23 protein-coding genes are annotated in these 22,712 nt (G+C 69.4%); 12 read left to right on the plus strand and 11 right to left on the minus strand.

The genetic code is table 11. The features are described from left to right. Positions 1-16: 16 nt before the first annotated feature. Positions 17-1,183 carry a pyridoxal phosphate-dependent aminotransferase gene (locus DMP23_RS31740; protein WP_337823317.1) on the plus strand — a complete coding sequence of 389 codons (1,167 nt, stop codon included), beginning with the start codon at positions 17-19 and terminating at the stop codon, positions 1,181-1,183. Between the two features lie 441 nt (positions 1,184-1,624). Next, positions 1,625-3,070, plus strand: coding sequence for a hypothetical protein (locus DMP23_RS31745; RefSeq protein WP_337823318.1), 1,446 nt, complete (start codon positions 1,625-1,627; stop codon positions 3,068-3,070). Between the two features lie 438 nt (positions 3,071-3,508). Here the strand turns inward: DMP23_RS31745 and yczR are convergent, their stop codons facing one another. Continuing rightward, positions 3,509-4,948, minus strand: a complete 1,440-nt coding sequence (yczR, locus tag DMP23_RS31750) for a MocR-like transcription factor YczR (RefSeq protein WP_037807524.1) — start codon at positions 4,946-4,948, stop codon at positions 3,509-3,511. Positions 4,949-5,009: 61 nt separating this feature from the next. On the opposite strand from yczR, the gene yczE reads away from it, so the two are divergent. Next, positions 5,010-5,651 (plus strand): membrane protein YczE, encoded by a 642-nt coding sequence (yczE, locus tag DMP23_RS31755; RefSeq protein ID WP_337823319.1) that lies wholly within the window; start codon positions 5,010-5,012, stop codon positions 5,649-5,651. On the opposite strand, the gene DMP23_RS31760 is transcribed toward yczE, so the two are convergent. Both DMP23_RS31760 and DMP23_RS31765 read right to left on the minus strand, forming a co-directional pair. After that, the gene (locus DMP23_RS31760) at positions 5,648-6,181 is read right to left on the minus strand and encodes a Clp protease N-terminal domain-containing protein (protein WP_134733597.1); all 534 of its coding nucleotides are present in this window, start codon (positions 6,179-6,181) and stop codon (positions 5,648-5,650) included. The genes yczE and DMP23_RS31760 overlap by 4 nt on opposite strands. After that, positions 6,181-6,390, minus strand: coding sequence for a hypothetical protein (locus DMP23_RS31765; protein ID WP_009071860.1), 210 nt, complete (start codon positions 6,388-6,390; stop codon positions 6,181-6,183). The genes DMP23_RS31760 and DMP23_RS31765 overlap by 1 nt, the downstream gene beginning before the upstream one ends. Positions 6,391-6,817: 427 nt before the next feature. Here DMP23_RS31765 and DMP23_RS31770 point away from each other — a divergent pair, with 427 nt between their 5' ends. Beyond that, positions 6,818-7,582: a protein phosphatase 2C domain-containing protein gene (locus DMP23_RS31770; RefSeq protein ID WP_238603486.1), complete on the plus strand. Its 765-nt coding sequence runs from the start codon at positions 6,818-6,820 to the stop codon at positions 7,580-7,582. Positions 7,583-7,641: 59 nt separating this feature from the next. Continuing rightward, the gene (locus DMP23_RS31775) at positions 7,642-8,325 is read left to right on the plus strand and encodes a DUF998 domain-containing protein (protein ID WP_037807517.1); all 684 of its coding nucleotides are present in this window, start codon (positions 7,642-7,644) and stop codon (positions 8,323-8,325) included. Here the strand turns inward: DMP23_RS31775 and DMP23_RS31780 are convergent. Next, on the minus strand, positions 8,303-9,331 hold the full coding sequence (locus tag DMP23_RS31780; protein WP_337823320.1) for a D-cysteine desulfhydrase family protein: 1,029 nt from the start codon (positions 9,329-9,331) through the stop codon (positions 8,303-8,305). The two genes, DMP23_RS31775 and DMP23_RS31780, sit on opposite strands and share 23 nt — an antisense overlap. A 48-nt stretch (positions 9,332-9,379) precedes the next feature. Beyond that, complete coding sequence (locus DMP23_RS31785) at positions 9,380-9,985, minus strand: DinB family protein (protein ID WP_337823321.1); 606 nt, start codon at positions 9,983-9,985, stop codon at positions 9,380-9,382. A gap of 66 nt (positions 9,986-10,051) precedes the next feature. Between DMP23_RS31785 and DMP23_RS31790 the strand changes: the two genes are divergently transcribed. Genes DMP23_RS31790 through DMP23_RS31800 form a run of 3 tightly spaced genes read left to right on the plus strand, consistent with a single transcriptional unit; the run spans position 10,052 to position 12,802 of the window. Further along, on the plus strand, positions 10,052-11,428 hold the full coding sequence (locus DMP23_RS31790; RefSeq protein ID WP_337823322.1) for an amidase: 1,377 nt from the start codon (positions 10,052-10,054) through the stop codon (positions 11,426-11,428). Beyond that, the gene (locus DMP23_RS31795; RefSeq protein ID WP_337823323.1) at positions 11,395-11,973 is read left to right on the plus strand and encodes a TetR/AcrR family transcriptional regulator; all 579 of its coding nucleotides are present in this window, start codon (positions 11,395-11,397) and stop codon (positions 11,971-11,973) included. Before DMP23_RS31790 ends, DMP23_RS31795 begins: the two co-directional genes overlap by 34 nt. Further along, entirely contained in the window at positions 11,960-12,802 is an 843-nt protein-coding gene (locus tag DMP23_RS31800; protein ID WP_443111302.1) for an oxygenase MpaB family protein, read from the plus strand. The genes DMP23_RS31795 and DMP23_RS31800 overlap by 14 nt, the downstream gene beginning before the upstream one ends. Positions 12,803-12,830: 28 nt before the next feature. On the opposite strand, the gene DMP23_RS31805 is transcribed toward DMP23_RS31800, so the two are convergent. Beyond that, positions 12,831-13,367 carry a CGNR zinc finger domain-containing protein gene (locus DMP23_RS31805; RefSeq protein ID WP_037807507.1) on the minus strand — a complete coding sequence of 179 codons (537 nt, stop codon included), beginning with the start codon at positions 13,365-13,367 and terminating at the stop codon, positions 12,831-12,833. A 54-nt stretch (positions 13,368-13,421) separates the two neighbouring features. Between DMP23_RS31805 and DMP23_RS31810 the strand changes: the two genes are divergently transcribed. Then, positions 13,422-14,279, plus strand: coding sequence for an alpha/beta fold hydrolase (locus tag DMP23_RS31810; RefSeq protein WP_336157133.1), 858 nt, complete (start codon positions 13,422-13,424; stop codon positions 14,277-14,279). On the opposite strand, the gene DMP23_RS31815 is transcribed toward DMP23_RS31810, so the two are convergent. Together DMP23_RS31815 and DMP23_RS31820 are read right to left on the minus strand one after the other, a co-directional pair. Continuing rightward, positions 14,238-15,677 carry an amidase gene (locus DMP23_RS31815; protein ID WP_336157132.1) on the minus strand — a complete coding sequence of 480 codons (1,440 nt, stop codon included), beginning with the start codon at positions 15,675-15,677 and terminating at the stop codon, positions 14,238-14,240. The two genes, DMP23_RS31810 and DMP23_RS31815, sit on opposite strands and share 42 nt — an antisense overlap. Before the next feature lie 169 nt (positions 15,678-15,846). Further along, positions 15,847-16,107, minus strand: coding sequence for a DUF397 domain-containing protein (locus DMP23_RS31820; protein WP_037712143.1), 261 nt, complete (start codon positions 16,105-16,107; stop codon positions 15,847-15,849). A gap of 481 nt (positions 16,108-16,588) precedes the next feature. On the opposite strand from DMP23_RS31820, the gene DMP23_RS31825 reads away from it, so the two are divergent. After that, positions 16,589-16,825: a hypothetical protein gene (locus DMP23_RS31825; protein WP_037807502.1), complete on the plus strand. Its 237-nt coding sequence runs from the start codon at positions 16,589-16,591 to the stop codon at positions 16,823-16,825. A 302-nt stretch (positions 16,826-17,127) separates the two neighbouring features. Here the strand turns inward: DMP23_RS31825 and DMP23_RS31830 are convergent, their stop codons facing one another. Both DMP23_RS31830 and DMP23_RS31835 read right to left on the minus strand, forming a co-directional pair. After that, positions 17,128-17,961, minus strand: a complete 834-nt coding sequence (locus DMP23_RS31830; protein ID WP_337820148.1) for a transposase family protein — start codon at positions 17,959-17,961, stop codon at positions 17,128-17,130. A 577-nt stretch (positions 17,962-18,538) separates the two neighbouring features. Continuing rightward, on the minus strand, positions 18,539-19,387 hold the full coding sequence (locus DMP23_RS31835; RefSeq protein WP_037807500.1) for an SAM-dependent methyltransferase: 849 nt from the start codon (positions 19,385-19,387) through the stop codon (positions 18,539-18,541). Positions 19,388-19,507: 120 nt separating this feature from the next. On the opposite strand from DMP23_RS31835, the gene DMP23_RS31840 reads away from it, so the two are divergent. Then, on the plus strand, positions 19,508-20,662 hold the full coding sequence (locus tag DMP23_RS31840; protein WP_337823324.1) for a glycosyltransferase: 1,155 nt from the start codon (positions 19,508-19,510) through the stop codon (positions 20,660-20,662). On the opposite strand, the gene DMP23_RS31845 is transcribed toward DMP23_RS31840, so the two are convergent. After that, entirely contained in the window at positions 20,622-21,476 is an 855-nt protein-coding gene (locus tag DMP23_RS31845; protein WP_037712135.1) for a helix-turn-helix domain-containing protein, read from the minus strand. The two genes, DMP23_RS31840 and DMP23_RS31845, sit on opposite strands and share 41 nt — an antisense overlap. Before the next feature lie 283 nt (positions 21,477-21,759). On the opposite strand from DMP23_RS31845, the gene DMP23_RS31850 reads away from it, so the two are divergent. Next, entirely contained in the window at positions 21,760-22,677 is a 918-nt protein-coding gene (locus DMP23_RS31850) for an MBL fold metallo-hydrolase (RefSeq protein WP_337823325.1), read from the plus strand. Positions 22,678-22,712: the final 35 nt, after the last annotated feature.

Consider the following 22,712-nt stretch of genomic DNA (forward strand, 5'->3'; position numbering starts at 1 on the left):
GTGAGGATGCGTTCTCGTGCGTGAACCAGCTCTCGTCCCCCGCCTCCGCCCGTTCACCTCGACGGTCTTCGCGGAGATGACCGCGCTCGCCGTCCGGCACGACGCGGTCAACCTCGGCCAGGGCTTCCCGGACACCGACGGGCCCGCCGGGATGCTCGAAACGGCGAAGAACTCCCTGTTCGGCGGCGACAACCAGTACCCGCCCGGGCCGGGCCGTCCCGAGCTGCGCGCCGCGATCAGCAGGCACCGCGAGCGCTACGGGGCCAGCTACGACCCGGACACGGAGATCCTGGTCACCGCGGGTGCGACCGAGGCCATCGCGGCGTCGCTGATCGCGCTGACCGAGGCCGGCGACGAGGTGATCGTGGTCGAGCCGTACTACGACTCGTACGCCGCCGCGGTCGCGATGGCGGGCGCGCAGCGACGCGTCATCGGGCTGGTCGAAACCGAGAACGGACAGCTCGAACTCGACCTCGACGCACTCCGCGACGCGATCACGCCCAAAACTCGCGCAGTGCTGCTGAATTCGCCGCACAACCCCACGGGCACCGTGTTTTCGCGCGCGCAGCTGGAGGAAGTCGCGCGGCTGTGCGTGGAGCACGACCTCATCGCGGTCACCGACGAGGTCTACGAACACCTCGTCTTCGACGGCGCCGAGCACCTGCCGCTCGCGTCGTTCCCCGGGATGCGCGAGCGGACCGTCGCGATTTCGAGCGCGGGCAAGACCTTCAACTGCACCGGCTGGAAGATCGGCTGGATCTGCTCGACGCCGGAGCTGGTGGCCGCGGTGAAGGCAGCGAAGCAGTTCATCACGTTCGTCTCCGGCGGACCGCTGCAGCCGGCCGTGGCGTACGCGCTCGACAACGAGCTTGAGTGGGTCGAAAACCTGCGCGCGAGCCTGCAGGAGAAGCGGGATCGGCTTTCCGCTGGTCTTGCCGATGCGGGATTCGCAGTACGGCCGAGTGCGGGGACGTACTTCGTGACGGCTGACGTGCGTCCGCTCGGTTTCGAGGACGCCGCAGAACTCGCTTGGACGCTTCCGGAACGCGCCGGAGTCGCCGCGGTACCCGTCAAGGTGTTCACGGATCACCCGGACGAGTGGAAACATCTGCTGAGGTTCGCGTTCTGCAAGCGCAACGAGGTGATCGACGAAGCCGTCGAACGCCTGCGGAAACTCGTCTGACGACTGGCGCCCGGGCCCGGTTCGCCCCTGCGGGAACGAGATACCGAGAGTGTCGCGGTGGCCGAAACATCGGGTCAACGCCCGAATTCGCGCCGCGGACGGGCCGCCCGGATGGCCGCATCTGGCCCGGTTGAGGCGACGCAGGGTGATCGACTAGGGCGGATCGGACACCAGAGCCGGTGCGGACGTTCCGCCTTACGGGGTGGATCGAGCGCGGGAGAGATGAAACACTCGCGTCCGGTGCTAGAAAGAGGGCAGCCCCGGGGGACCTGCGACCTGGCCGGAAGACAGCCCCAGCAAGATCAGTCTCGTGCGGTGGCACGAGCTTCAGGCGCGGACGGTGGTGGTGGCGTGACCGGCATGGCGCATTCGCGCGGCCTCGCACATCCCGTGGCGTCCGGCTTCAGTCCACTTGGGAACGCGGGTCCCGCGCTCCTCGGAATGGCCGACCGCGCTTCGAACCGCACCGAGCGGAACTCCTCTTTCGCGCGCGCGGGCGCGCGACGGCGGCCCCGAGCCTGGGCTGCTCCGATCGCCCGGCCCGCCGCCCGGATCGCCGTCGCCGGCGGACTCACCCTGGCCGGATGGCTGCTCGGCGCGGCGTTGTCGCAGGCGAATGCGGCGGCGGACGAGCACATCGACCGCCCGGCCGCTTCGGCTCCCGACACCGAACCGGAGCACCGCTACGCCGGAACGGCCACGTCCGGCACCCTCACCTGGGCCATGCCCGGCGCGCAACGCGCCTCGCTCCACCGGTTCCACATCTCCGCCGACGACTACCGGCCGGACGTGAGCTTCCGTCCGGCCGCTGTGTCCGGCAACGGCCCGGGCCACCACGCCAGCATCGCGGTGACCCGGCCCTCGACCAAGATCACCAAGCCTGCCAAGGCAAAGAGCCCGGGCGCGGCGAAACACCACGCACCGGCGAGCGACCCCGCGTCCGACGCGACCACTCAGCCGGTCAGCAGCCCGAGCAGCGAGCCCGGCCAGAGTTCGCCCAGCGCCGAACCCCAGCAGGGCCTGCCCAGCAGCCCAAGCAGCACCAATCCCGAACCCCAGCAAGGTCTGCCCAGCAGCAAGCCCAGCAGCGCCAATCCCGAACCTCAGCCGGGTTTGCTCGGCAGCACCAGCAACGAGCCCAGCCAAGGTTCGCCCAGCACCCAACCCGAGCCGGGCTTGCTCAGCAGCATCAGCAGCATCAGCAACGAACCCGAGCCGCAGCAAGGGCTCCTCGGCGGTCTTCTCGGCGGCACCAGCCACGATTCCGGCCCGGGCCTCCTGGGCGGACTTCTCGGCGGCACCGAAACCGGCCACCCGGGGCTCCTCGACGGCATCCTCGGAACCGTCAACGACACTGTCGACACGACCCTGCACACCACGGTCACCTCGGTCGACACCGTGATCGACACCGCGCCGGTCCGGGTTGTCGAGCCGCCGGTCGACACGGTCGAGCCGACTCCGGTCGCCAGCGGGTCGATCAGCGTCTCCGTCCCGGCGGGCAAGCTGGCGAAAGAGCCGGAAGCGCCGGTTGTCGTGCAGGTCAGCAAGCAAGCGCCGGTCGTCCACTCCGCGCCCGCCCGTGTCCTCGCCGCGCAGCCCGCCGCCAAGCAGGAAACCCAGCCCGCGCCGCCGGTCAAGGAACGCAGCCAGGCTGGCGGCGGCAGCAGCGGTGGCGGCGAAGGTCTTCCCTCGGCTCCGGCCGCGCCTGCCGCGCCCGCGTCGACTGTCTCGCCGGGACACGACGGGCACGGCGGTCTGCGCCAGTTGTTCGCGCTGGCCGGCGACGGCGACACCGTCACTCAGCTCAAGCTCATCGGCGTCAGCCGCGACCACGAGGTCGACGGCGCGGGCAGGGACGCCGCCCTGCCGACCACCTCCCCGGACTGACCCTCCAACCGGTTATCCGGGGAGAGCTCCGTCCACCTCAAGATCAACTTCTTGATCGCGCGCGCCCGTTCGCTGCGCCGGACTCACCCCTTCGCACCAGTGCTACTTCGATCAAGGGGCTGAACCATGACCGCACTTCCCGACCGGCCGACCGCGCCCGGCCGGATCGGGTCCTGGTCCCGGCGCCGCGCTGCCCCCGCGGCGCCGGGACCCACCACGGGCGTGCTCCGGAGGCTTTCGCTCACCGCGCCGAGCGAAAGCCTGCGCCAACCGAAGCCCGCCTGAACCGAGGGCGCTTCCCGGCACTTCGAGGGGCTGTGCCGGGAAGCGCCTCGGACGATCGGCCGGTGCGCCGGACAGGTGACCGCCACCATCCCTGGAGTGGCTGGATCCCATCCGGTGCACCGGCTGTTCATTTTTCGGAGACGAGAAACCGCGCTAGGTCACCGCAATCCGTTCCGCGGGCACATCCGCGCAGCCGCGCACCGAAGCCGCCGCCGCGCTCACCCGCCGCACCGCCTCCGGCAATTGCTCGCGCGGCAGCCCGAACGGCAGCCGCAGCCAGCGTTCCAACCCGCCGTGCACCCCGAACCTCGACCCGGGCGCGATCTGCACCCCGTGGTTCGCCGCCGACACCGCCAGCCGCGTGCTCATCGGTTCCGGCAACCGGCACCACAGCGACAGTCCGCCGGAGGGCACCTGGAATGTCCACTCTGGACAGTACTTGCGCAGTGCCGCGACCGTGATGTCTCGCTGCTCCCGGAATTCCGCCCGGCGCCGGGCGAGCACGTCGTAGCCTTCCGGTTCGAGCAGTGCGGCCAGCACGAGCTGGTCGAACACCGGCGCGCCGAGGTCGACCGCGAACCGGGAGGACTGCAGCCGGTCGAGCAAATCCGTCGACGCCCGGATCCAGCCCAGCCGCAATCCGCCCCACTGCGATTTCGCCGCGGACCCGACGCTCAGCACCAGATCCCCGCCGAACGCGGCCAGCGGCGGCGGACCGTCCACCGGATCGCCCTCGTAATCCAGTTCCACCAACGATTCGTCGACCACGACCGGCGTCCGCGACCGGGCGAGCAGCCCGCCGAGCCGTTCCCGTCCGGCCGCGTCGAGGCGCAGTCCGGTCGGGTTCTGGAAGTCCACCACGAGGTAGCCGAACCGCGGCGCGGCCTGGCGCAGCGCGGCCTCGATCCCCGGCAAATCCCAGCCGCGCACCGGATCGAGCGCGACCGGAACCGGCAACGCGTGCGTCGCACGGACGGCGTCGATGGCGTTCGGATACGTCGGCTGCTCAAGCAGAACCCGGTCACCGGGCCCGCTCAGCATCCGCAGGCAGAGCACGAACGCGGAGTACGCACCGGACGTCACCAGCACCTGGTCCGGCGACGTCGGCAGGCCGCGCGCGGTGTAGCGCTCGGCGATCCGCTCCCGCAACCGCGGCAGTCCGCCGGTGAGATAGCCGTTTCCGCTGACGTACTCGACCAGATCGCGCCGCGCGGTGTCGAACGCGGCCATCAGCCCAGGCACAGCGGGCGGCGCGGCCCGCGCGAGGTCGAGCAGGTCGTCCCGGACCGCCTCGGCCTCGTCGCGGTTGCCCACGCCGGCCACCCACGACCCAGCCCCGCGACGGCTGGCGACCAGACCGTCCGCGCGGAGCCGATCGAGTGCCGCCCCGATCAACGTGCGGCTGACCCCGAGCGCGTCGGCGAGTTCGCGCTCGGCGGGCAGCCGCGTGCCGATCGGCAACTGCCCGTCGAGCACGTGCAACTCGACCGCCGCGGCGAGGTCGGTCGCCCCCTGCCGGGAGCCACGCTGCCGCCATTCCCCCAGCAATATGGCCAATCGCCGTCCCGAGATGCGGCCGCCCAGAGGTTCCATAAGGCCAATTATCACGCATTGGCCATGGCATACCAGGCCAGTTGGCACCAATAGTGGAGAAGTGGCAGTTACCGACCTCAGTCCCCTCAGCCTCCGCCGAGCCCCCGCGCGCCGGGGTGTCCAACTGCTCGCCGGCCTCGCGCTCTACGGCGCGAGCATGGCCATGCTCACCCGCGCCCGCCTCGGACTCGACCCGTGGGACGTGCTGAACGACGGCCTGACCAAGATCACCGGGCTGACGTTCGGCACGATCAGCGCCGTCGTGGCGATGTTCGTGCTGCTGCTGTGGATCCCGCTGCGACAGCGCCCCGGCATCGGCACCGTCGCGAACATCGCGGTGATCGCGGTAGCGGTCGACGCGGTGCGCGCCGTGCTACCCGACCAGCACGTGCTCGTCTGGCAGATCCTGATGCTGGTCGGCGGCGTAGTCCTGAACGCCGTCGCGACCGCGGTGTACGTCGGCACCCGCCTGGGCCCCGGCCCCCGAGACGGTTTGATGACCGGCCTGCACGCCCGAACCGGCTGGTCCGTCCGCCTGGTCCGGACCGGCATCGAGGTACTCGTCCTGGCCGCGGGCTGGCTGCTCGGCGGCGCGGTCGGCGTCGGAACCGTGCTGTACGCCCTCAGCATCGGCCCGCTGACCCAGGCCCTGCTCCCGCTGGTCACGTGGCGCACCGGGACGGACCAGCAAGAACAGCATTAGCGCTTGCCGACGGCCTGCCGGACCGCCGGATAATCGATCCCGCGCGCCGCGAGAAAGTCCGCCACCGGACCGCGCTGTTTCACGAGCGCGAGCAGCAGGTGCTCCTGCCCCAAATGCTTGTCGCCGAGGTCATGCGCCTCCCGCACGCTCATCTGCAACGCGTTCTTCGCGTCCTCGGTGAACGGCAGATGATTGCGCCGCGTGGGCCGGCTCGCCTGAGCAAGCGCACCCGGCCCATGCGTCTGCTCGACCCGCTCGACAATCTGATCAACGTCGATGCCGAACTCGGTGAGCGCCTCGGCATCGGCGTCACTGATCCCGCCACGGCGGCGCACCCGGGCAAGCTCAGCGAAGACGTCCTCGCGCGACACCCCGAGATCTCGCAGCAACCGCACGGCCTCGCCGTTCTCGATCCGCGCCAACCCAGCGAAAACCGCCTGCGCGGAAATCTCGCGAGCCCCCGCCTCATGCGCCGCGGCCTGCGCCTCGACCACCGCTCTCCGGGCGTCATGGGTGAACTTCTCGAACATCAATGCCTCCCGTACTTCTTGTGGACGGCCTGCCGGCTGACCCCCAACTCGGCCGCGATGTCCTGCCAAGACCAGCCGTGCATCCGCGCACTGCGCACCTGCACCGCCTCCAACTGCTCAAGCAACCGCCTCAACGCAGCCACCGCCCGAAGCCCCACCCGGGGATCCCGATCACCAGCGCGAGCGGCCAAATCCGTCGCTTCCGTCATGATGTCAATCTAGGTTGACACGCGGCGCCTGTCAACCCGAGTTGACATGGCGCGTGAGCCAGCGACGCGCCCCAATGCGGCATTGGGTGCGTCAGATGCACCGAACGCCACATTGGGTGCGCCACATGCACCCAATGCCACATTGGGGCGCTAACCCCCACCCAAACCGCAACCGCAGCACCCAACCATCAAGGCACCCAGCCGCACCGATGCACCCAACGAGCGAGGCACCCAGCCCCTCCCCCAACCCCGATACGAAGCCTCCCTGCGGTTCGGGGGTGCTTGTCAAGGCATCTTTCCCGCCTTGACAAGCACCCACCGACCGTCAGCACAATCAAGCTTCGGGGTGCCCCACGCAACCAAGGAACGCGATGTCGCCGCCAGGCGACGAGAAGTCCCACCCCCCAACCCGAGCTACAGTCGACCAGTGCCCGAGATTTCGACCGCCGAGCGAGCCGGAGTCGGTTCCGACGGCAACCCCCGCCCCACCGAAGACCACATCGCCCTCCTCGACCAAGCAATCCTGGTCCTGGACGGAGCCACCTCCCCCAGCCCAGACCTCCCCCCAGGCGGCTGGTACGCCCACCTCCTCCGCGACCAGCTGGCCAACGAACTCCGCACCGCCCCCCACCAAAACCTCAGCCAAGCCCTGGCAACCGCAATCACCGCCGTAGCCAAGGACAACGCCCTGACCCCAGGCAACGCCCCCTCCAGCACAGTCTCGATCCTCCGCTGGAACGACCACGAAATAGAAGCCCTGGTCCTGGCCGACAGCCCCATCGTCGCGTTTGGACAGTTCGGCGCCGACGTGGTCTCCGACGACCGCCTGGTCTCCCTCCGCAACAACGGTCTCCTGCAAACCAGCGCCGACGTCCGCCGACGACGCAACGCCGAAGATGGCTTCTGGGTAGCCGAAGCCGACCCGGTCGCGGCACACAAAGCAGTCCGCCGCAGCTGGCCCCGCGCAGCCGTCGACGCCGTCCTCATCGCCACCGACGGCGTAGCGATCGGAGTGGACGAATACGGCCTCTTCACCTGGCCAGAAGTCCTGCAGCTAGCCAAAAACAAGGGCCCCGAAGCAGTGCTGGACGCGGTACGCGCCGCGGAAAACGACGATCCGCACGCTGTCCGCTGGCCGCGCGCCAAACGGCACGACGACCAGGTGCTCGTCCTCGCCGACTTCTCGGGGTAGGGGCTTAATCAGGGGTTTTCCCTGATCACGAAACGCCGCGGAACCGCCAATCTGGCTACATGGGGAACACACGAGGCGTCCGGGGATGGCGCCTGACCGCGCTCGCTGCGATCGCCTGGGGGCTGTTCACGATCACAGTGCTGCACATCATCAGCTCGCACGACCCGATCTACGACACGCTTTCGAGCTACACGATCACCGACCGCGGGGAGGGCATGCTCGGGGCGAGCGTGCTGTCGGTGGCCGTCGGATCGCTCGCGGTGCTCGGCGCGCTGATCGCAGGCGGAGTGCCGATGACGTTCAGCACCAAGGCTTTGCTCATGCTGTGGGCGGTCGGACTGGCGGTCGCCGCCGTTTTTCCGGCCAGTTACCCGCAAAGCCCGAATCCGCTCAGCGGCGACATCCACCTGTACTCGTGCCTGATCGCGTTCGCGAGCCTGCCCGGCGCGGCGATCACGATGCTGGAACCGTTGCGCGGCACGGCGGAGCGCGTGTTCGTGGTGCGCTGGCTGAAGTTCGGGCTCGCCGCGGTCGGGTTGTTCGCGCTGAGTTTCCTGTTCGTCCGCCTCGACGAAGCCGGGGTGCAGCCGTTCCACGCGCTCACCGAGGTGCTGCCGGTGGGCGCGACGCAGCGGCTCACGCTGATCGCGAACGTCGCCCTGCTGCTGGTCCTGCTCCGGATCGCGGTGCGGACCGAAACCGCTCGCGCCGCGGTGCTCGTTACTTCCGCGCCTCGGCCATGAACTCGGGCGCGTAACCGAACAATCCGGGAAGACCGCCGGTGTGCACGAACACGACGGTCTCCTCGGGCGAATACCGTCCCGCCGCCGCCCATTCCACCAGGGCGGCGGCGGCTTTTCCGGTGTAGACCGGGTCGAGCACCACGCCTTCGGTGCGGCCGAACAACCGGATCGCTTCCCAGGTCCCCGACGCCGGGATGCCGTAGCCCTCGCCGATCGTCGTGTCGTTGAGCCACACGTGCGCCAGCTTCGGTGGGTCGAACCCAAGCAACTCCGCGGCCCCGGCGGTGAGCTGGGACAAGTTGTCCACAGCCTCGTTCAGCGGATGGCTGACGCAGGCGATATCCACCTCCAGCGAACCGAGCAGCTCCGTGCCGAGCGCCAGTCCGGCCGCCGTGGCCCCGCTGGCGTGCGGGCTCACGATTCGGGCGTGGTCCAGACCCTGCTCCACCAGCTGGGCAGCTAGCTCGCGGGTGGCATCCACATAGCCAAGAACACCGAGTGGGTCGGACCCACCGACTGGGATCGTCCGCACTTTCCGGCCTTCGTCCGCTGCTTCGGCAACCAGCCGTTCGTACGTCGCGGCCGATTCCTCGCCGGACGCGCAGACGTGCACCCGCGCGCCGAAGAGCAGGTCAAGCGGGACATTGCCGGATCGCTCGTACGCGTCGCCGGAGCGCGGCACCTCAGCGGTCAGCACCAGTTCGCAGCGCAAGCCGAGCCGGGCGCACGCCGCGGCGGTCTGACGGCCGTGGTTGGTCTGCAGCGCGCCGAAGGTGATCACGGTGTCCACACCGTCGGCGAGCGCCGCGCCGAGGTGGAAGTCGAGTTTGCGCAGCTTGTTGCCGCCGACGCCGAGCGGATGGACGTCGTCGCGCTTGAGCAGCAGCCGGGGGATGCCGAGCGCTTCCCCCAGCCGCGGCGCGGGGACCAGCGGCGTCGGCCCGTGGTGGAGGCCGGCGCGCGAAAAGCCGTCGAAGGAGGGGAACCGGGCGAAGTCGAACGTCATCGATCCTCCGTGCGCTGGCGGGGTTGGTGGTGGGCAGTTTAGGTGGCTTTATCCAGCCGTGGCCGGATCCGCGGCCCTCGCCGCCCGCTCGATTTCGGCCCGCCGCGCCTCCCAGAAGGCCGCGTCCCGGCCGCGTTTGGCCATGGCTTCCAGGTCCATTTCGACCGCGCCGTCCAGCTGCTCGCGCAGGATGTCGGCGTGCCCGGCGTGCCGGCTGGTCTCGGTCAACATGTGGACAAGGACGTTGAACAGCAGCACGTCCGGCCGCGGCCACCACGGCACGTGGCCGGGTGCGTCGATGGCGAGAGCGGCGATCGTCGCGTCGGAGTGTTCGCAGACGCGCTGGTAGCGGCTGGTGATTTCCTCGCGGGTTTCGTGCTCGGTCGCCCACAGGTCGCGACCGCGCTGTTCGAGGTCGTCCCACCGCGGAACCGGCTCGGGAAACGGACGGCCGAAAACCTCGCCGAAGTACCGGGCCTCGGCGACCGCAAGGTGTTTGACCAGGCCCAGGAGGTTGGTTCCGGTCGAGGTCAACGGACGGCGGATCGCGTACTCGGACAATCCGTCGAGCTTCCGGAGCATCGTCTGCCGGACCCCTTTGAGGTCGCTGTGCAGGTACTCCTTCGCGAAGTCGTCGATCACGACTCCGAGCATGCCCGAACTTCCCGACCGTCGCCGTGATACGTTCGTTCGAGCGAACGAGAGAACGGGGAGCCGCCGATGCCTTCCGCGACAACCGAGTTCACGACCCTTGCCGCCCAAGCCGCCGCGCTCGAATCCGGCGAAGTCACGGCCGTGGAGCTGACCGAGCTCGCGCTCAAGCGGGCGCACGCGAGCCAGCCCGTGCTCAACGCGTTCCGCGTGCTGCGCGACGAAGCTGCGCTCGCCGAGGCTGCTGCCGCTGATCAGCGCCGCGCCGACGGTGACCGCGCGCCGTTGCTCGGGGTGCCGGTCGCGATCAAGGACGACGTGGACATCGTCGGCCTGCCCACCGCGTTTGGCTGCCCGGGCGACTTCCCGGCAGCGATCTCGGACGCACCCGCGGTCGCGAAGCTCAAGCAGGCCGGCGCGGTCATCATCGGCAAGACCAACACGCCTGAGCTGGGCCAATGGCCGTTCACCGAGGGAACCGCCTTCGGTGCGACGCGCAATCCGTGGCAGCCCGCGCACACGCCGGGCGGGTCGTCCGGCGGATCCGCCGCGGCGGTGGCGGCCGGGATCGTGGCCGCCGCGCTCGGGTCGGACGGGGCGGGATCGGTGCGCATCCCGGCGGCGTGGACCGGACTGGTCGGCATCAAAACCCAGCGCGGCCGGATCCCGACCGGCAGCGAACTGTTCTACGGCCTCACCGTGCTCGGCCCACTCGCCCGGACGGTCGCCGACGCGGCCACCCTGCTCGACGTCACCGCGGGCACTGGCACCTCGTTCCAGACCGCCGCCCAGCGCGAACCGGGACGGCTGCGGATCGGCCTCTCCACCCGGATTCCCTTTACCGCCACCAAAACCAGGCTCGACCCAGTGGTCGAATCGGCGGTGCGCCAGACCGCCGAGACGCTTGCGGGGCTGGGCCACGAGATCGTGCCGGTCGAACCCGGATACGGCTTGATCGGTCTCACCTTCCTGCCGCGCTCGCTCACCGGCGTGCGCGATTGGGCCAGGCGCGTACCGGAGCCGTCCGCGCTCGACCCGCGCACCCGCGGCAACGCCCAGCAAGGCGGCCTTCTCGCCGGACCCGCGCTGAAACTCGCTCGCGCGCTCGAACCGGTGCTGCGCCGCCGGATCGGCGGGGTGTTCGGCGACATCGACGTCCTGCTCACGCCGACCACCGCCACTCCGCCGCCCGTGATCGGGTCTTTCGACGGGCTTTCCGGCTGGCAGACCGACCAGTCGATGATCGCCGCGTGCCCGTACGCTTGGCCGTGGAACGTGCTGGGCTGGCCCGGGGTGAACGTGCCCGCCGGGCTGACCGCGGACGGGTTGCCGCTCGGCGCCCAGCTGCTCGGCCCGTCGCATTCCGAGGAGCGGCTGATTTCCGTTGCCGCGCAACTGGAAGAGGTGCAGCGGTGGCCGGACCGACGTCCCGAGCCGGGGTGGTGACCACTCGCGACGCGATTCTTCGCGCCACCCTGAAGGTGGTCGGCGAACAGGGCGTCGGCGGGCTCACCAACCGGCGCATCGTCGCCGCTGCCGGGGTTTCGCTCGGCACGCTGACCTATCACTTCCCCAGCCAGACCGAGCTCCTGCGCGAGGCGATGCTGCTGTTCGCCGAGGAGGAAACCGCGAAACTGGCGGGAATTGTCGAGGCGTACCGGGAACAAGGGCTGAGCCTCGAACAAGCGGCGACCGTCGTGGAACACGTAATCAAGCAATTGCCGTTCGGCACGGACGAACTCGCGCCGCACGAGCTGTACCTGCAAGCCGCGCGCGACCCCGGGCTGCACGAAGCGTCCGCGAAATGCTTTGCGGCATATGACGAATTGGCCATTACGATTCTGACCGCACTCAGCCTGCCGGAGCCGGAACGAGTAGCCGGGCCGGTGGTCGCGCTGATCGCCGGGCTGCAGTTGCGCCGCCTCGCGACCGGCACGGACGTTCCGGCTGCCGAGCCGTTGATGATGCTGCTGCACGGTGCGCGAGGCTGACGTGGCTCCGCCGGTCGTTCGCGGTACCGCGGCTTGGCGCTATTTCGGCGACTTCCGCGACGCGCTGCTCGCGGGACAGGTGCTCGTACTGCAGGTCGCGCATCCGGTCGTCGCGGCCGGGGTGCGGGATCATTCGGACTACCGCGAGGATCCGTGGACCCGGCTGATGCGCACCGTCGCTTCGCTGTCGATCTACGTTTACGGCGGGACAAAGGGCGCGCAATTCGAGGCCGAACGATTGCGGAAACTGCACCGCTCGTTCACCGGTATCGCCGATGGCCGTCGATACAGCGCGCTCGATCCTGGCGCGTACGCATGGGTGCACGCGACGCTGGTGATGGCTCCCGTTGACGCACAACGGTTCTTCGGCCGCCCGATGTCCACTTCGGAGCTTGACGAGTACTACGCGCAGATGTGCGGCATCGGCCGAATCCTCGGCGTCCGCGAGCGGGATCTGCCGCCGACGTGGCCGGAGTTCGAGCGGTACTACCGGGAGACGATCGCCGGGTTCGGTCCGAACGAGACGATCAGCACGCTGTTCGAGACTATCGACACGGTGGGGAAACCGTTCTCCCGCATGTCCGACCGCCGGTGGCCGAAGCTCCAAAAAGGATATTCGACCGGGCAGCTGTTCCTGATCCGCACGCCGGACGTTCCCCTTCGCCCCGGCCCCGCCAGCGCAGCCCCCGCCCTCCTCCGGGGGACGGCCCTTGTCCAGTCTATCCGCCCCCACCGACAACCCCGCCCACTACGGCCGGGTTGTCCACAGCGACCGCGACTTGGGGAAAGTCTCGCGCCCACAGCCCCATGCGAGTGGTCGGCAAGCTGAATGTGTGGCTGCGCGCGCACCCGTGGGCCTACCGGTTCTTCGTCCGTTCGTAGTGCGCTCGCGCCTTTGCCCGGTTCCCGCAGCGCGACATCGAGCACCACTGGCGCGTCCGGCGAGGCGACGTGTCGACAAATCGCAGGCCGCAGTCGTCCGCCGAGCAGATGCGGATGTCTTCTGCGCCGGTAGCGAGATCGACGGCGTCGGCGGCCAGCACCGCGAATGCCGTCGCTACCGGGTCCGCCGGAGTGGGCGCTTCCCGCTGCAGCACACCGTCCTTCAACAGCAGCCGATCCGGTTCGGGGGCGGCCGCGAGGGCGTCGTTGACCAGCCGGACGTCGGCAACCAGCGGCTTGGCGGTCAGCAGCCGGTTGACCGCCTCGCGTAAGTCTTTTGCCGCGGCCACCTGGGCGGCGGTCACCGGCACACGACCGAATCCGGCCAGCTCAAGCCATTCGGCCAGCGCGTCCGGGCCGGTCAGCAGCTCGATGCCTTCCGAGAGATGCCGGGAGCGCAGCGTGTTCACCAGGTGCAGACACGGCCGTCCAGCGTCGAACACCCAATCCATGCCGCTCATTCTAACCATTGAAACCGGTGAGAACGCACGCTACCGTCTAACCCCATGAGCCGGTTAGAAGCAGCCATGGCCCAAGTAGCCGACCTGCGCATGCACTACCTCCGCGGCGGCGACGGCCCGCCGCTGTTCCTCCTGCACGGCTGGCCGCAGACGTCGCACTGCTGGCGCCGCGTCGCCGGACCGCTGACCGAGGCGTACACCGTGATCGCCCCTGACCTGCGCGGATACGGGCGCACCGACAAACCCCGCACCGGTTATGACAAGCGCACGATGGCCGCCGACGTCGCGAAGCTGGCCGAACAGCTCGGGTTCGACCGGGTCGCAGTCGCGGGGCACGACCGCGGCGGGCGCGTCGCTCATCGGTGGGCGCTCGACCGCCCGGACCAGGTCGAACGGCTGGCCGTGCTGGACATCGCGCCGACGCGAGAGATGTGGCGCCGCCTCGACCGGGACCTCGGGAAGGCGTACTGGCACTGGCTTTTCCACCTCCAGCCAGACCTGCCGGAACTGCTGGCCGGGCAGAACATCGCCGCCTACCTCGGGTACTTCTTCGAGCGCTGGACCTTCCAACGCCACGGGCTGCCCGCCGAGGACGTCGCCGAATACGTGCGTGCCTTCGAAGCCCCCGGCGCGCTCCGAGCCGGTTTCGACGACTACCGCGCCTCATTCCCGGACGACGCCGAACTGGACGACGCCGATTACGCCGCCGGGAAACGCCTCACCCAGCCAGTACTGGCGATGTGGGGCAAGGCCGGACTGCTCGGCAGCCTGCCCACGCTCGACATCTGGCGCGACTACGCGGACAACGTGACCGGCATCGGCCTCGACGACTGCGGGCACTTCCTCCCCGAGGAACAACCCTCACAGGTCGTGGCGCATCTGCGGGAATTCCTGGCCAGCTAACGGAATCCGTGCGAACCCGGCCCCCACCGTCCGCTCGATCGCCGCGCCGACGCGGAATGCCGTGCCGTCGTCGTACTTGGCCGCGGCGACCTGGACCCCCGTCGGCACGCCGTTGCTCGCCCAACCGGACGGCACGGCGAGCACCGGATGTTCACTGCCGACGTTGAACGCCGGAGTGAGCGAAGCGTCCGAAAAGTGTTCCAGCGCAACACCATCGACCACGACCTGCTCGGAAAGGTAATCCTCGCCAGCGGCGAACGCGGTGGCACCGAGGGTCGGCACGATCAGCGCGTCGAACCGCTCGAACACCGCGTCGAGGCGTTCGCGGATCGCCGCTTCGACCGCACGGCCGGTTTCCGCGTCCACAATGTTCTCGACGCCTTTGCGCGCGAAAGCCTGGCAGTACGGGGTGATGACGCCCGGGTTCTGCCGGTCCAGCTCCAAAACCTCGGCGGCCAAACCGGTCCCGAAGTGCGCCCACAAGGCCTGTTTGACCATGGCGAGCGTCCAGTCGATCTCGATCTCCGTCACCGCCGCACCGGCAGCCGACAACGCATGCGCGACGGCGCGGGTGTTGGCGGCGACCTCCGAGGCCACTGGGAAATCGCCAGGCACCGGACAGCACGCGACGCGGAGTCCGCGCACGTCGCTCACCTCAATGCGAACGGCGGGAAGTCGCGAGTGCGGGTCGCGCGGATCCTCGCCCGCCATGACGTTCTGCAGCGACGCGCAATCGGCGACCGTCCGAGCCATCGGGCCGTGGTGGTAGTAAGTATCCAATCCGGCGGGCGGGAGGACGGGATTGCGCCCGTGCGGCGGTTTGAAGCCCACGACGCCGGTGAAGGACGCGGGCGCGCGGAGCGAACCGCCGATGTCCGATCCGGTGGCGAGGTAGGCGGTTCCGGCCGCCAGCGCCGCGCCAGAACCGCCGGACGAGCCGCCCGCCGCGGTCTGGAGGTTCCATGGATTGCGCGTGGTTCCCCAGCGTCGCGTGTGGGACAGCGGCATGCAGCAGAACTCGGACGTCGTCGTGCGAGCGTGCAGAATCCCGCCGGCCGCCTGGATGCGGCTGAGCCCGATCGCGGTCTCCCGCGCCACCCGGGGCGAGCGCAGGAGGGTGCCTTCGGTGACGGGGTGCCCGGCCAGGGGCTGTTCTTCCTTCGCCGCGATCGGCAGTCCTTCGAGCGGCCTCGGCTGACCGCCGGGCGCGTACGCCTTCTCCGCGACGGCCGCCGCCCGCAACGCCTGCTCGAACATCTGCTCGGCGAACGCGTTGACAACCGGCTCGACCCGCTCCTCGCGCTCGACGACCGCGCGCATCACCTCCACCGGCGAGAGTTGCCGGGTCCGGAAGAGGCGCAACACTTCGCCGGCGGGGAGGTAGTGGAGTGGGGTCATGGCGCGCTCCGTGGGGTCGGGGCGCTCAACCTACTCAGACGGCGACCCTCGCCAAGCCGACATTGAACCCACACCGCCCGGCGCCCACGGTGACCGGAGCGCCGCCACACTCCACCCGATCGAGTGACTGTTTGCGAATCGCTCTCAGTCGAGACCTCGTCGTGGTGGACTACTCACTCGGCGGCAGGTCGAACTGACCAGCCTTGACCGCGACGAGGAAGGCGTCCCACTCGCCACGGTCGAACACCAGCACCGGGCTCGCGGCGAGCTTCGTGTCGCGCACGCCGATCAGGCCGGGACGGGAGAGGTTGACCTCGACACAGTTTCCGCCGTTGGGCTCGCTCGCGAACGACTTCGCCCAGGCCGCGGCCGCGAACAGCGACTCTGCCGTGTCCGGGTCGTAATCCTGGGGCGACGGATAATCCGCCATGGGTCGTCCACCTCCGAGCCTTGTGCAGGGCGTGCGCTCTAATGCACGTCCCCGGCTTCTTTGCGTCACTACGGAGCAAACCGCAGGGCCAAGCGGGTGATCAACTCGACCCGATCTCGACATGAAGATTATTCCAGGAGTAGGATTAATCGCAGCGATCGGGGCGTCAGTGGTGGGTGAATGGCTTGCGACATTCAGCCCAACACCGGCAGCACCGGCCCGGGCACCCGGCCCGGGCGGCGGAACAGCCGCGAGATATCGGGAGGAGTGCGGATGCGAGCCGACCTGTGCGAACCGGTGAGCCGATCCGCCAGCCTCGCCGGAATCGGCGCTGGTCCAGGTGCTGCGACGACCCTGCGGAGACACCGCAACGGAGCGGTTTCCCTGGTGCCCGGCGTTGACCCGTCGAGCGCGAACCACCCCGATCCAACCGGTGCCGACCCGCGCCGGTTCCCGTTATCCGAACTGGGGGTGTGATCCCATGGCCGTACGGCTCACCACGCTTTTCCGCCGTGAGGACGAACACACTCGCGGCCGGCGTGGGATCAATCACGAATTGCGCAACCGGTTCGGGTTCAGCCTGATCCAGGCCCCGCTGCGCAGCCCGATGGTTGTGGACACCGAGATCGAAGTACCGGCTCCGCGCCAAGCGGACACCGTCCACTCCACCCGCCACTGTCGCGAGACACGAGTACCGATTCTCCACGGGCTCGGCTGAGCCGAATCCCGCATCGTCCACGCTCCCCGGAATTCGTTGCCCGGGGAGCGTTTTCGTGTCCGGGGTCGGGGTTGCTGGGAGGTCCAGACCATTAGCGGTCTAGACCATGTGCGCCGGGCTGGCAACCGGCACCACATCGGGTGCTTCGTTCATGCCGCTCGCCGCCATCGATGGAAGCGCTGCGGTGCTTGATTAGCGCACCGAACGCCACATTGGGTGCGTCGCATGCACCCAATGCCACATTGGGGATTTTTCATCCTGGTTTGTGCTGTTCATGGCGGGTTGACGGGGTGTGGTAGTTGTCAGGCCGGGGTGGGCTGGGCGGTGTCGCGGACGGCTTGTTCGTGCTGGGTGAGGACGAGCAGGGCGCGGACGAGGGTGGTGGCGTGGCGTGGTGCGATGCGGAGTTTGTCGAGGACGCGCCAGGTTTTGAGGGCGGCGAAGCCGCCCTCGACCGCGCAGCGCATCGCGTTGAACACGCTGTTGGCCTGTTTCTGCGGCTCGGTGAGCGGCCGGTTGGTTTCGGCTTTGAACGGGGTGAGCACGATCTGCGCGCAGGGGCCGCCGCAGTCCGGGCAGTGGCGGGTGTCGCGGACGTCTTTGTGCCAGCCCTGGTAGCCCTTGTCCGCGGCGGGGGTCAGGCCGTGGGCGTGGAGGCGGTCGCGCAGCCGGTGGCGGCGGGCGGCGGTGATGTCGGCGGTCCTGCCCGGCAGCACGGCCGAGACCCACAGCAGCCGTCCGTGTTCGTCGGTGAGGCCTTGGACGTTGAGGCCGTGGTGTTTGTGCTTGCCGCTGTAGTTGCGGCGATTGTCTGTGCCGGTGCGGCGGCGGGTGCGGATCAGGGTCCCGTCGGCCAGCACCACCGCCGCGCCGCGGGCGGCCAGCCGCCGCAGCACCCGCCCCAGCCGCGGCGCCCGGGCCGCGAGCAGGTCGATGGCCTCCAGCAGCCAGCGGCGCAGCGTGGCGGCCGACACCGCGTTGGCGCGGGACAGGTCCAGCAGGCGCTGGTCGTGGCGCAGCATCGCCAGCACCAGCACCGCCTGCTCGGCCGGGGACGCCTTGCGCCACCGCGACCCGATCGCCCGGCGGCGGCGGCCGATCAACCCGGCCAGCATCGCGATCGTGGGCGGCGACACCGGCAACACGCTGCGATACGAGGCCAGAACCTGCTGTGAGACAGTGAGAGCGGAGCCCCCGGACGTTTTTTCTTGAGTCACGACTTGATCAACATCCGGGGGCTCCGCCGCGTTCCCGCCCGGCCCACGCCCGCCCCGCAACTCCGTTACAGCACAACCACAACCAGCCCCGTCAACCCCACCTAACCAGCACCAACAAGATGAAAAATCCCCATTGGGGTTTTCTCGGCGGTCGTCGCGTGCGGCTGCATTGCGGCGATACGCAGCATCAAGCGGGCCGCGCGACTTCCCCAATCCCGCCGACGTCTGTGAGGGGAACGACATCCGCACTGGCCGGATCGCGCACATCGACGAGGGACGGCTTCACCCGCCGCGCTCGCGGAGGTTCCCGCCCCTCCCGCAGCGGGCGGGCACCCGGCGGCAAGGGTCCGTGAAGGGCTCCTTGAGGGAATCTGATTCCCTCAAGGAGCCCTTCACGGACCTAACGCGAGAGACGGAGCTGGCGCACACCGCGCTACTGAGAAAACCCCCACGGGTCGTCAGCACCGGACGAGCACAGCGAGCCGGAACGGCAGCGTCAGGGCTTACGGCCCAGCGCGCAAATCCCGCCGCTGAACGAGGGGTCGTCCGACATCCGGTCGCCCGCGCTCGAATCGCCCGCTTCCGGGTGCCAGGCCGACACCCACGAGATGCCCGGCTCCACCAGTTCCAGCCCGGAGAAGAACTCCCCGAACTCCGCGCGCGAGCGGTAGTGGAACGGGGTGCTCGACTGCTGGTACTGCTTGTGGATCGCGTCGCGGCGTTCGCCGTCGTTCGTCGGGACGCCGTCGTCGGTCAGGTGCGAGGACAGGAAGTACGAGCCGGACGGCAGCAGCGACAAATACTTCTGCACGATCTCCAGCGCGGGCTCGTCGCGGCCGATGAAGTACAGCACTCCGACCATGATCAGGCCGATCGGGCGCTTCGGGTCGAGTACGCCGGTGTCGAGCGCGCGCGGCCAGACGTCGGCCGGGTTGCGCAGGTCGCCGTGCAGCACCGCGTGCCGGTCGGCGACTCCGTCGCGTTCCAGCAGGATCTGCGAATGCGCGACGGCCACCGGTTCGTTGTCGACATAGACACAGCGCGCGTTCGGGTTCACCGAGGTGGCGATCTCGTGCACGTTGCCGACCGTGGGCACGCCGGAGCCGATGTCGAGGAACTGGTCGATGCCCTGTTCGGCCATGTACCGCACGCCGCGGCCGAGGAACTCGCGGCCGGCCCTGGCGATGGTCTTGATCATCGGAAAGGTCTGGACCGCCCGTTCGCCGAACTCGCGGTCGATCGCCCAGTTCGCGGTGCCGCCGAGGAACCAGTCGTAAATCCGCGCCGCGTTCGGCCGATCGAGGTCGACGCCCTCCGGGGCTTCCGGATCCGGTGCCTGAGTCATCAGCTTCCCCTTCCGTGCGGGTACCAGTGTGCCCACTCGCCGCGGTCGCGCGCCGCCGCCCCCGGCAACCGCCCGAAAATGCCACGACTCCGGTACATCCGGGCCACTAGGTTGGGATGGATGCGCATTCTTTTCTCGTTCGTCGGCGGTCGCGGCCACTTCGATCCGATGGCGCCGGTCGCGCGAGCGCTTGCCGCACGCGGCCATACCGTAGCCGTCGCGGGCGGCGGTTCGCACGTGCCCGCGCTCGCCAAAGCCGGGTTCACGACCTTCGCGGTCAACGAGCCACGCGAAGCCGAGGCGACGCGGCAGCCGATGCCGCCGGTCGATCCGGCGCGCGACGACTGGGAAATCCGGGAACTGTTCGCCCGCCGCGCGACCCGCGACCACGTGCCGGTGCTGCTGGAGCTGGCCCGGGAATGGCGACCGGACCTGATCGTCCGGGACGAAGTGGACTTCTCCGCCGCGATCGCCGCCGAGGTGCTGGGCCTGCCGTGCGCCACTGTCCTGGTGCTCGCCGCGGGAACGTTGCTGCGCAAGGAACTCCTCGCCGAACCGCTCGCGGAAGCTCGCGCGGCGCACGGTCTGCCGGACGACCCGGAGCTCGAAATGCTGACCCGCGGCCAGGTGCTTTCGCCGCTCCCGCCGTCCTTTCGCGACCCCAGCTCGCCGCTGCCGCCCGGTACTTTCTCGTTCCGCCAAGGAGATCCGGTCACGCCGCGGCAACCCGCCGGGAAGCCGCACGTGTACTTCACGCTCGGCACCAACTTCAACCTCGAGTCCGGCGACCTCATCGAGCGCACCCTCGCCGGTCTGGGCCAGTTGGACGCCGAGGTGACCGCCACCGTCGGCACCCAGATCGACCCCGCCGAGTTCGGACCGCATCCGGCGCACGTCCGCGTGGAACGGTTCGTCCCGCAGGCCGAACTGTTGCCGCGCCTCGATTTGATGATCTCGCACGCCGGGTCCGGCAGCGTGATCGGCGCGCTCTCGCACGGTCTGCCGTCGCTGCTCTTCCCGATGGGCGCCGACCAGCCCGGCAACGCCCGGCGCTGCGCCGCGCTGCACGTCGGGCGCGTGCTCGACCCGGAAACGTCCACTCCGGACGAAATCCGCCAAGCCGCCGCGGAGTTGCTGGCCGACTCCAGCTACCGCGAGGCCGCGCGCCGCGTACAGGCGGAGATCAACGCCCTGCCCGCCGCCGAAGCCACCGTGCCCGTGCTCGAAGCACTGGTCACATCATCTGCGAACGGTAGCTTTCCGCCAGCTCCTTGAGGAACTGCCGCGTCTCGCCCCGCTCCAGGGCCGCGCCGCGCAGGCGGTCCCACGAGTCCACGAAGATGTTGAAGTCCTTCACGTCGTCGAGGTACAGGCCGCCCGCGGAGTGTTCGATGTAGACGAAGTCGCGGGTGCGGTCCGGGAACCGCATGATCGTGAAGTCGTTGGGCACCGCGGCGAGCTTCGCGCTGAAGGGCAGCACGTGCACGTAGACGCGCGGGTGCCGGTCGAGCGCGAGCAGGTGCTCGACCTGGTCCAGCATCACCGCGGGCGCGAACCCGCCGGGAGCGCGGCGCAGCGCGCCTTCGCTGATGATGAACCGGTAGTACGGCGGCTGCTGCTGGTCGAACACCGCCTTGCGGTCCAGCCGGTTGCGCACCAGCGACGTGACGTCGGTGGCTCCCGCCTCGGTGAACTGCTTGAGCATGTAGTGCTCGGACTGCAGCGGCCCCGGCACGCGCTCGCCGTGCCAGGTAAGGATCTCCGCGGCGGCCGGCTCGAGGTCGGTGAAGGTGCGGAACCAGTGCGGCACCACCGACCGGTAGCCCGACCAATGGCCGCGCTGCCCGGCCGCGGCCCTGGCCAGGTTCATCAGAGTGTCGGCCTCTTCGCCGTTGATCCCGAACGCGTTCAGCATGGTCCGCACATCTCCGAGCTTGACCCCCACCGCACCGGACTCGATCTTGTTGACCTTGCCCTGGGTGCAGCCGAGTACCTCGGCGACTTGCTGCTGCGTCATCTTCGCGGCGTTTCGAGCATGCCTGAGCTCATTGCCGAGCTGCTTGCGGCGCGAGGTGACGGTGCTCGCCATCTCCCCTTGCTCTCCTGAACCACTACTGCCGACGGGCTCTCCGCCGGACCGCGAACTACGAACCACCCAGGCCACTGCGACCCAACGGAGTTCGATGATGACACCCGGCAGCGTTTCAGGAAATGCGCGAGAACGCCAGTCACCCGGCATGTCACCCTGCCGGAGCAGTGGATTCCCGGCGCCCCGGACATCCCGGCTACTCCATTCGGACTAAGAGGAGACTTCCGGGCACAGCTGCGCCGCGGACTCCCCGCGCCAGCTGCCGGGACGGCATAGTGTCGGCGTGATCGATCGATCCCCCGGCGCGGCGAGCGTCAAACAGCTGGCAGACGGCGCGTTCGGCTACGTCCAGCCCGACGGTTCCTGGTTCATCAACAATTGCGGCTTCGTCGATGCCGACGGGCACGCTGTGCTTATCGACACATGCGCGACCGAACGACGTACGCGGGCCCTGCTCTCAGCCGTCGGCGACACCGTCGGCCCGGTCACGACGCTCGTCAACACCCATCACCACGGCGACCACACCAACGGCAACTATCTGGTCGGCGGCGCCACCGTCGTCGGCCACCGCAAGACCCGCGAGACGCTGCTGGCCGACGGGATCCAGCGGTACGAGGGCGTCTTCACCGACAGCGACTGGGGCAAGCTCGAACTGCGCGTGCCCGACCTGGTCTTCGACGACACCGTCACGCTCTACGCCGGGCAGACCCGGATCGACCTCATCCACCCCGGACACGCCGCGCACACCACCAACGACGTCCTGGTCTGGCTGCCCGAGCAGCGGCTGCTGTACGCGGGCGACCTGGTGTTCAACGGCGGCAGCCCGTTCGCGCTGATGGGCTCGGTGGCGGGCTGGCGGGCCGCACTGAACGTGATCCGCGAACTCGACCCGACGCTCATCCTGCCCGGTCACGGCCCGGTGTGCGGGCTCGAAACGGTGGACGCGGTCGACGACTACCTGGAGTTCGTCCAGCGCGCGGCGGAAACCGGCAAGGCGGCCGGGCGCTCGCCGCTGGAACAGGCGAAGGCGACCGACCTCGGCCGGTTCGCCGAGCTGACCGAGCAGGAGCGGCTCGCCGGGAACCTGCACCGGGCGTACGCCGAACTCGACGGCGAAGGGTGGGGTGCGCCACTCGATCTGGTGGCTCCGCTGAAGGACATGCTGGCCTGGAACGGGGGCCCGATCCGCTGCTTCTCGTGAGCACCGGTTTTGTGGCTAGGCTCGGAATCCGGCAG

The sequence above is a fragment of the Amycolatopsis sp. A1MSW2902 genome (assembly GCF_017312175.1).
GTDB classification, from domain to species: Bacteria; Actinomycetota; Actinomycetes; order Mycobacteriales; family Pseudonocardiaceae; genus Amycolatopsis; species Amycolatopsis nivea.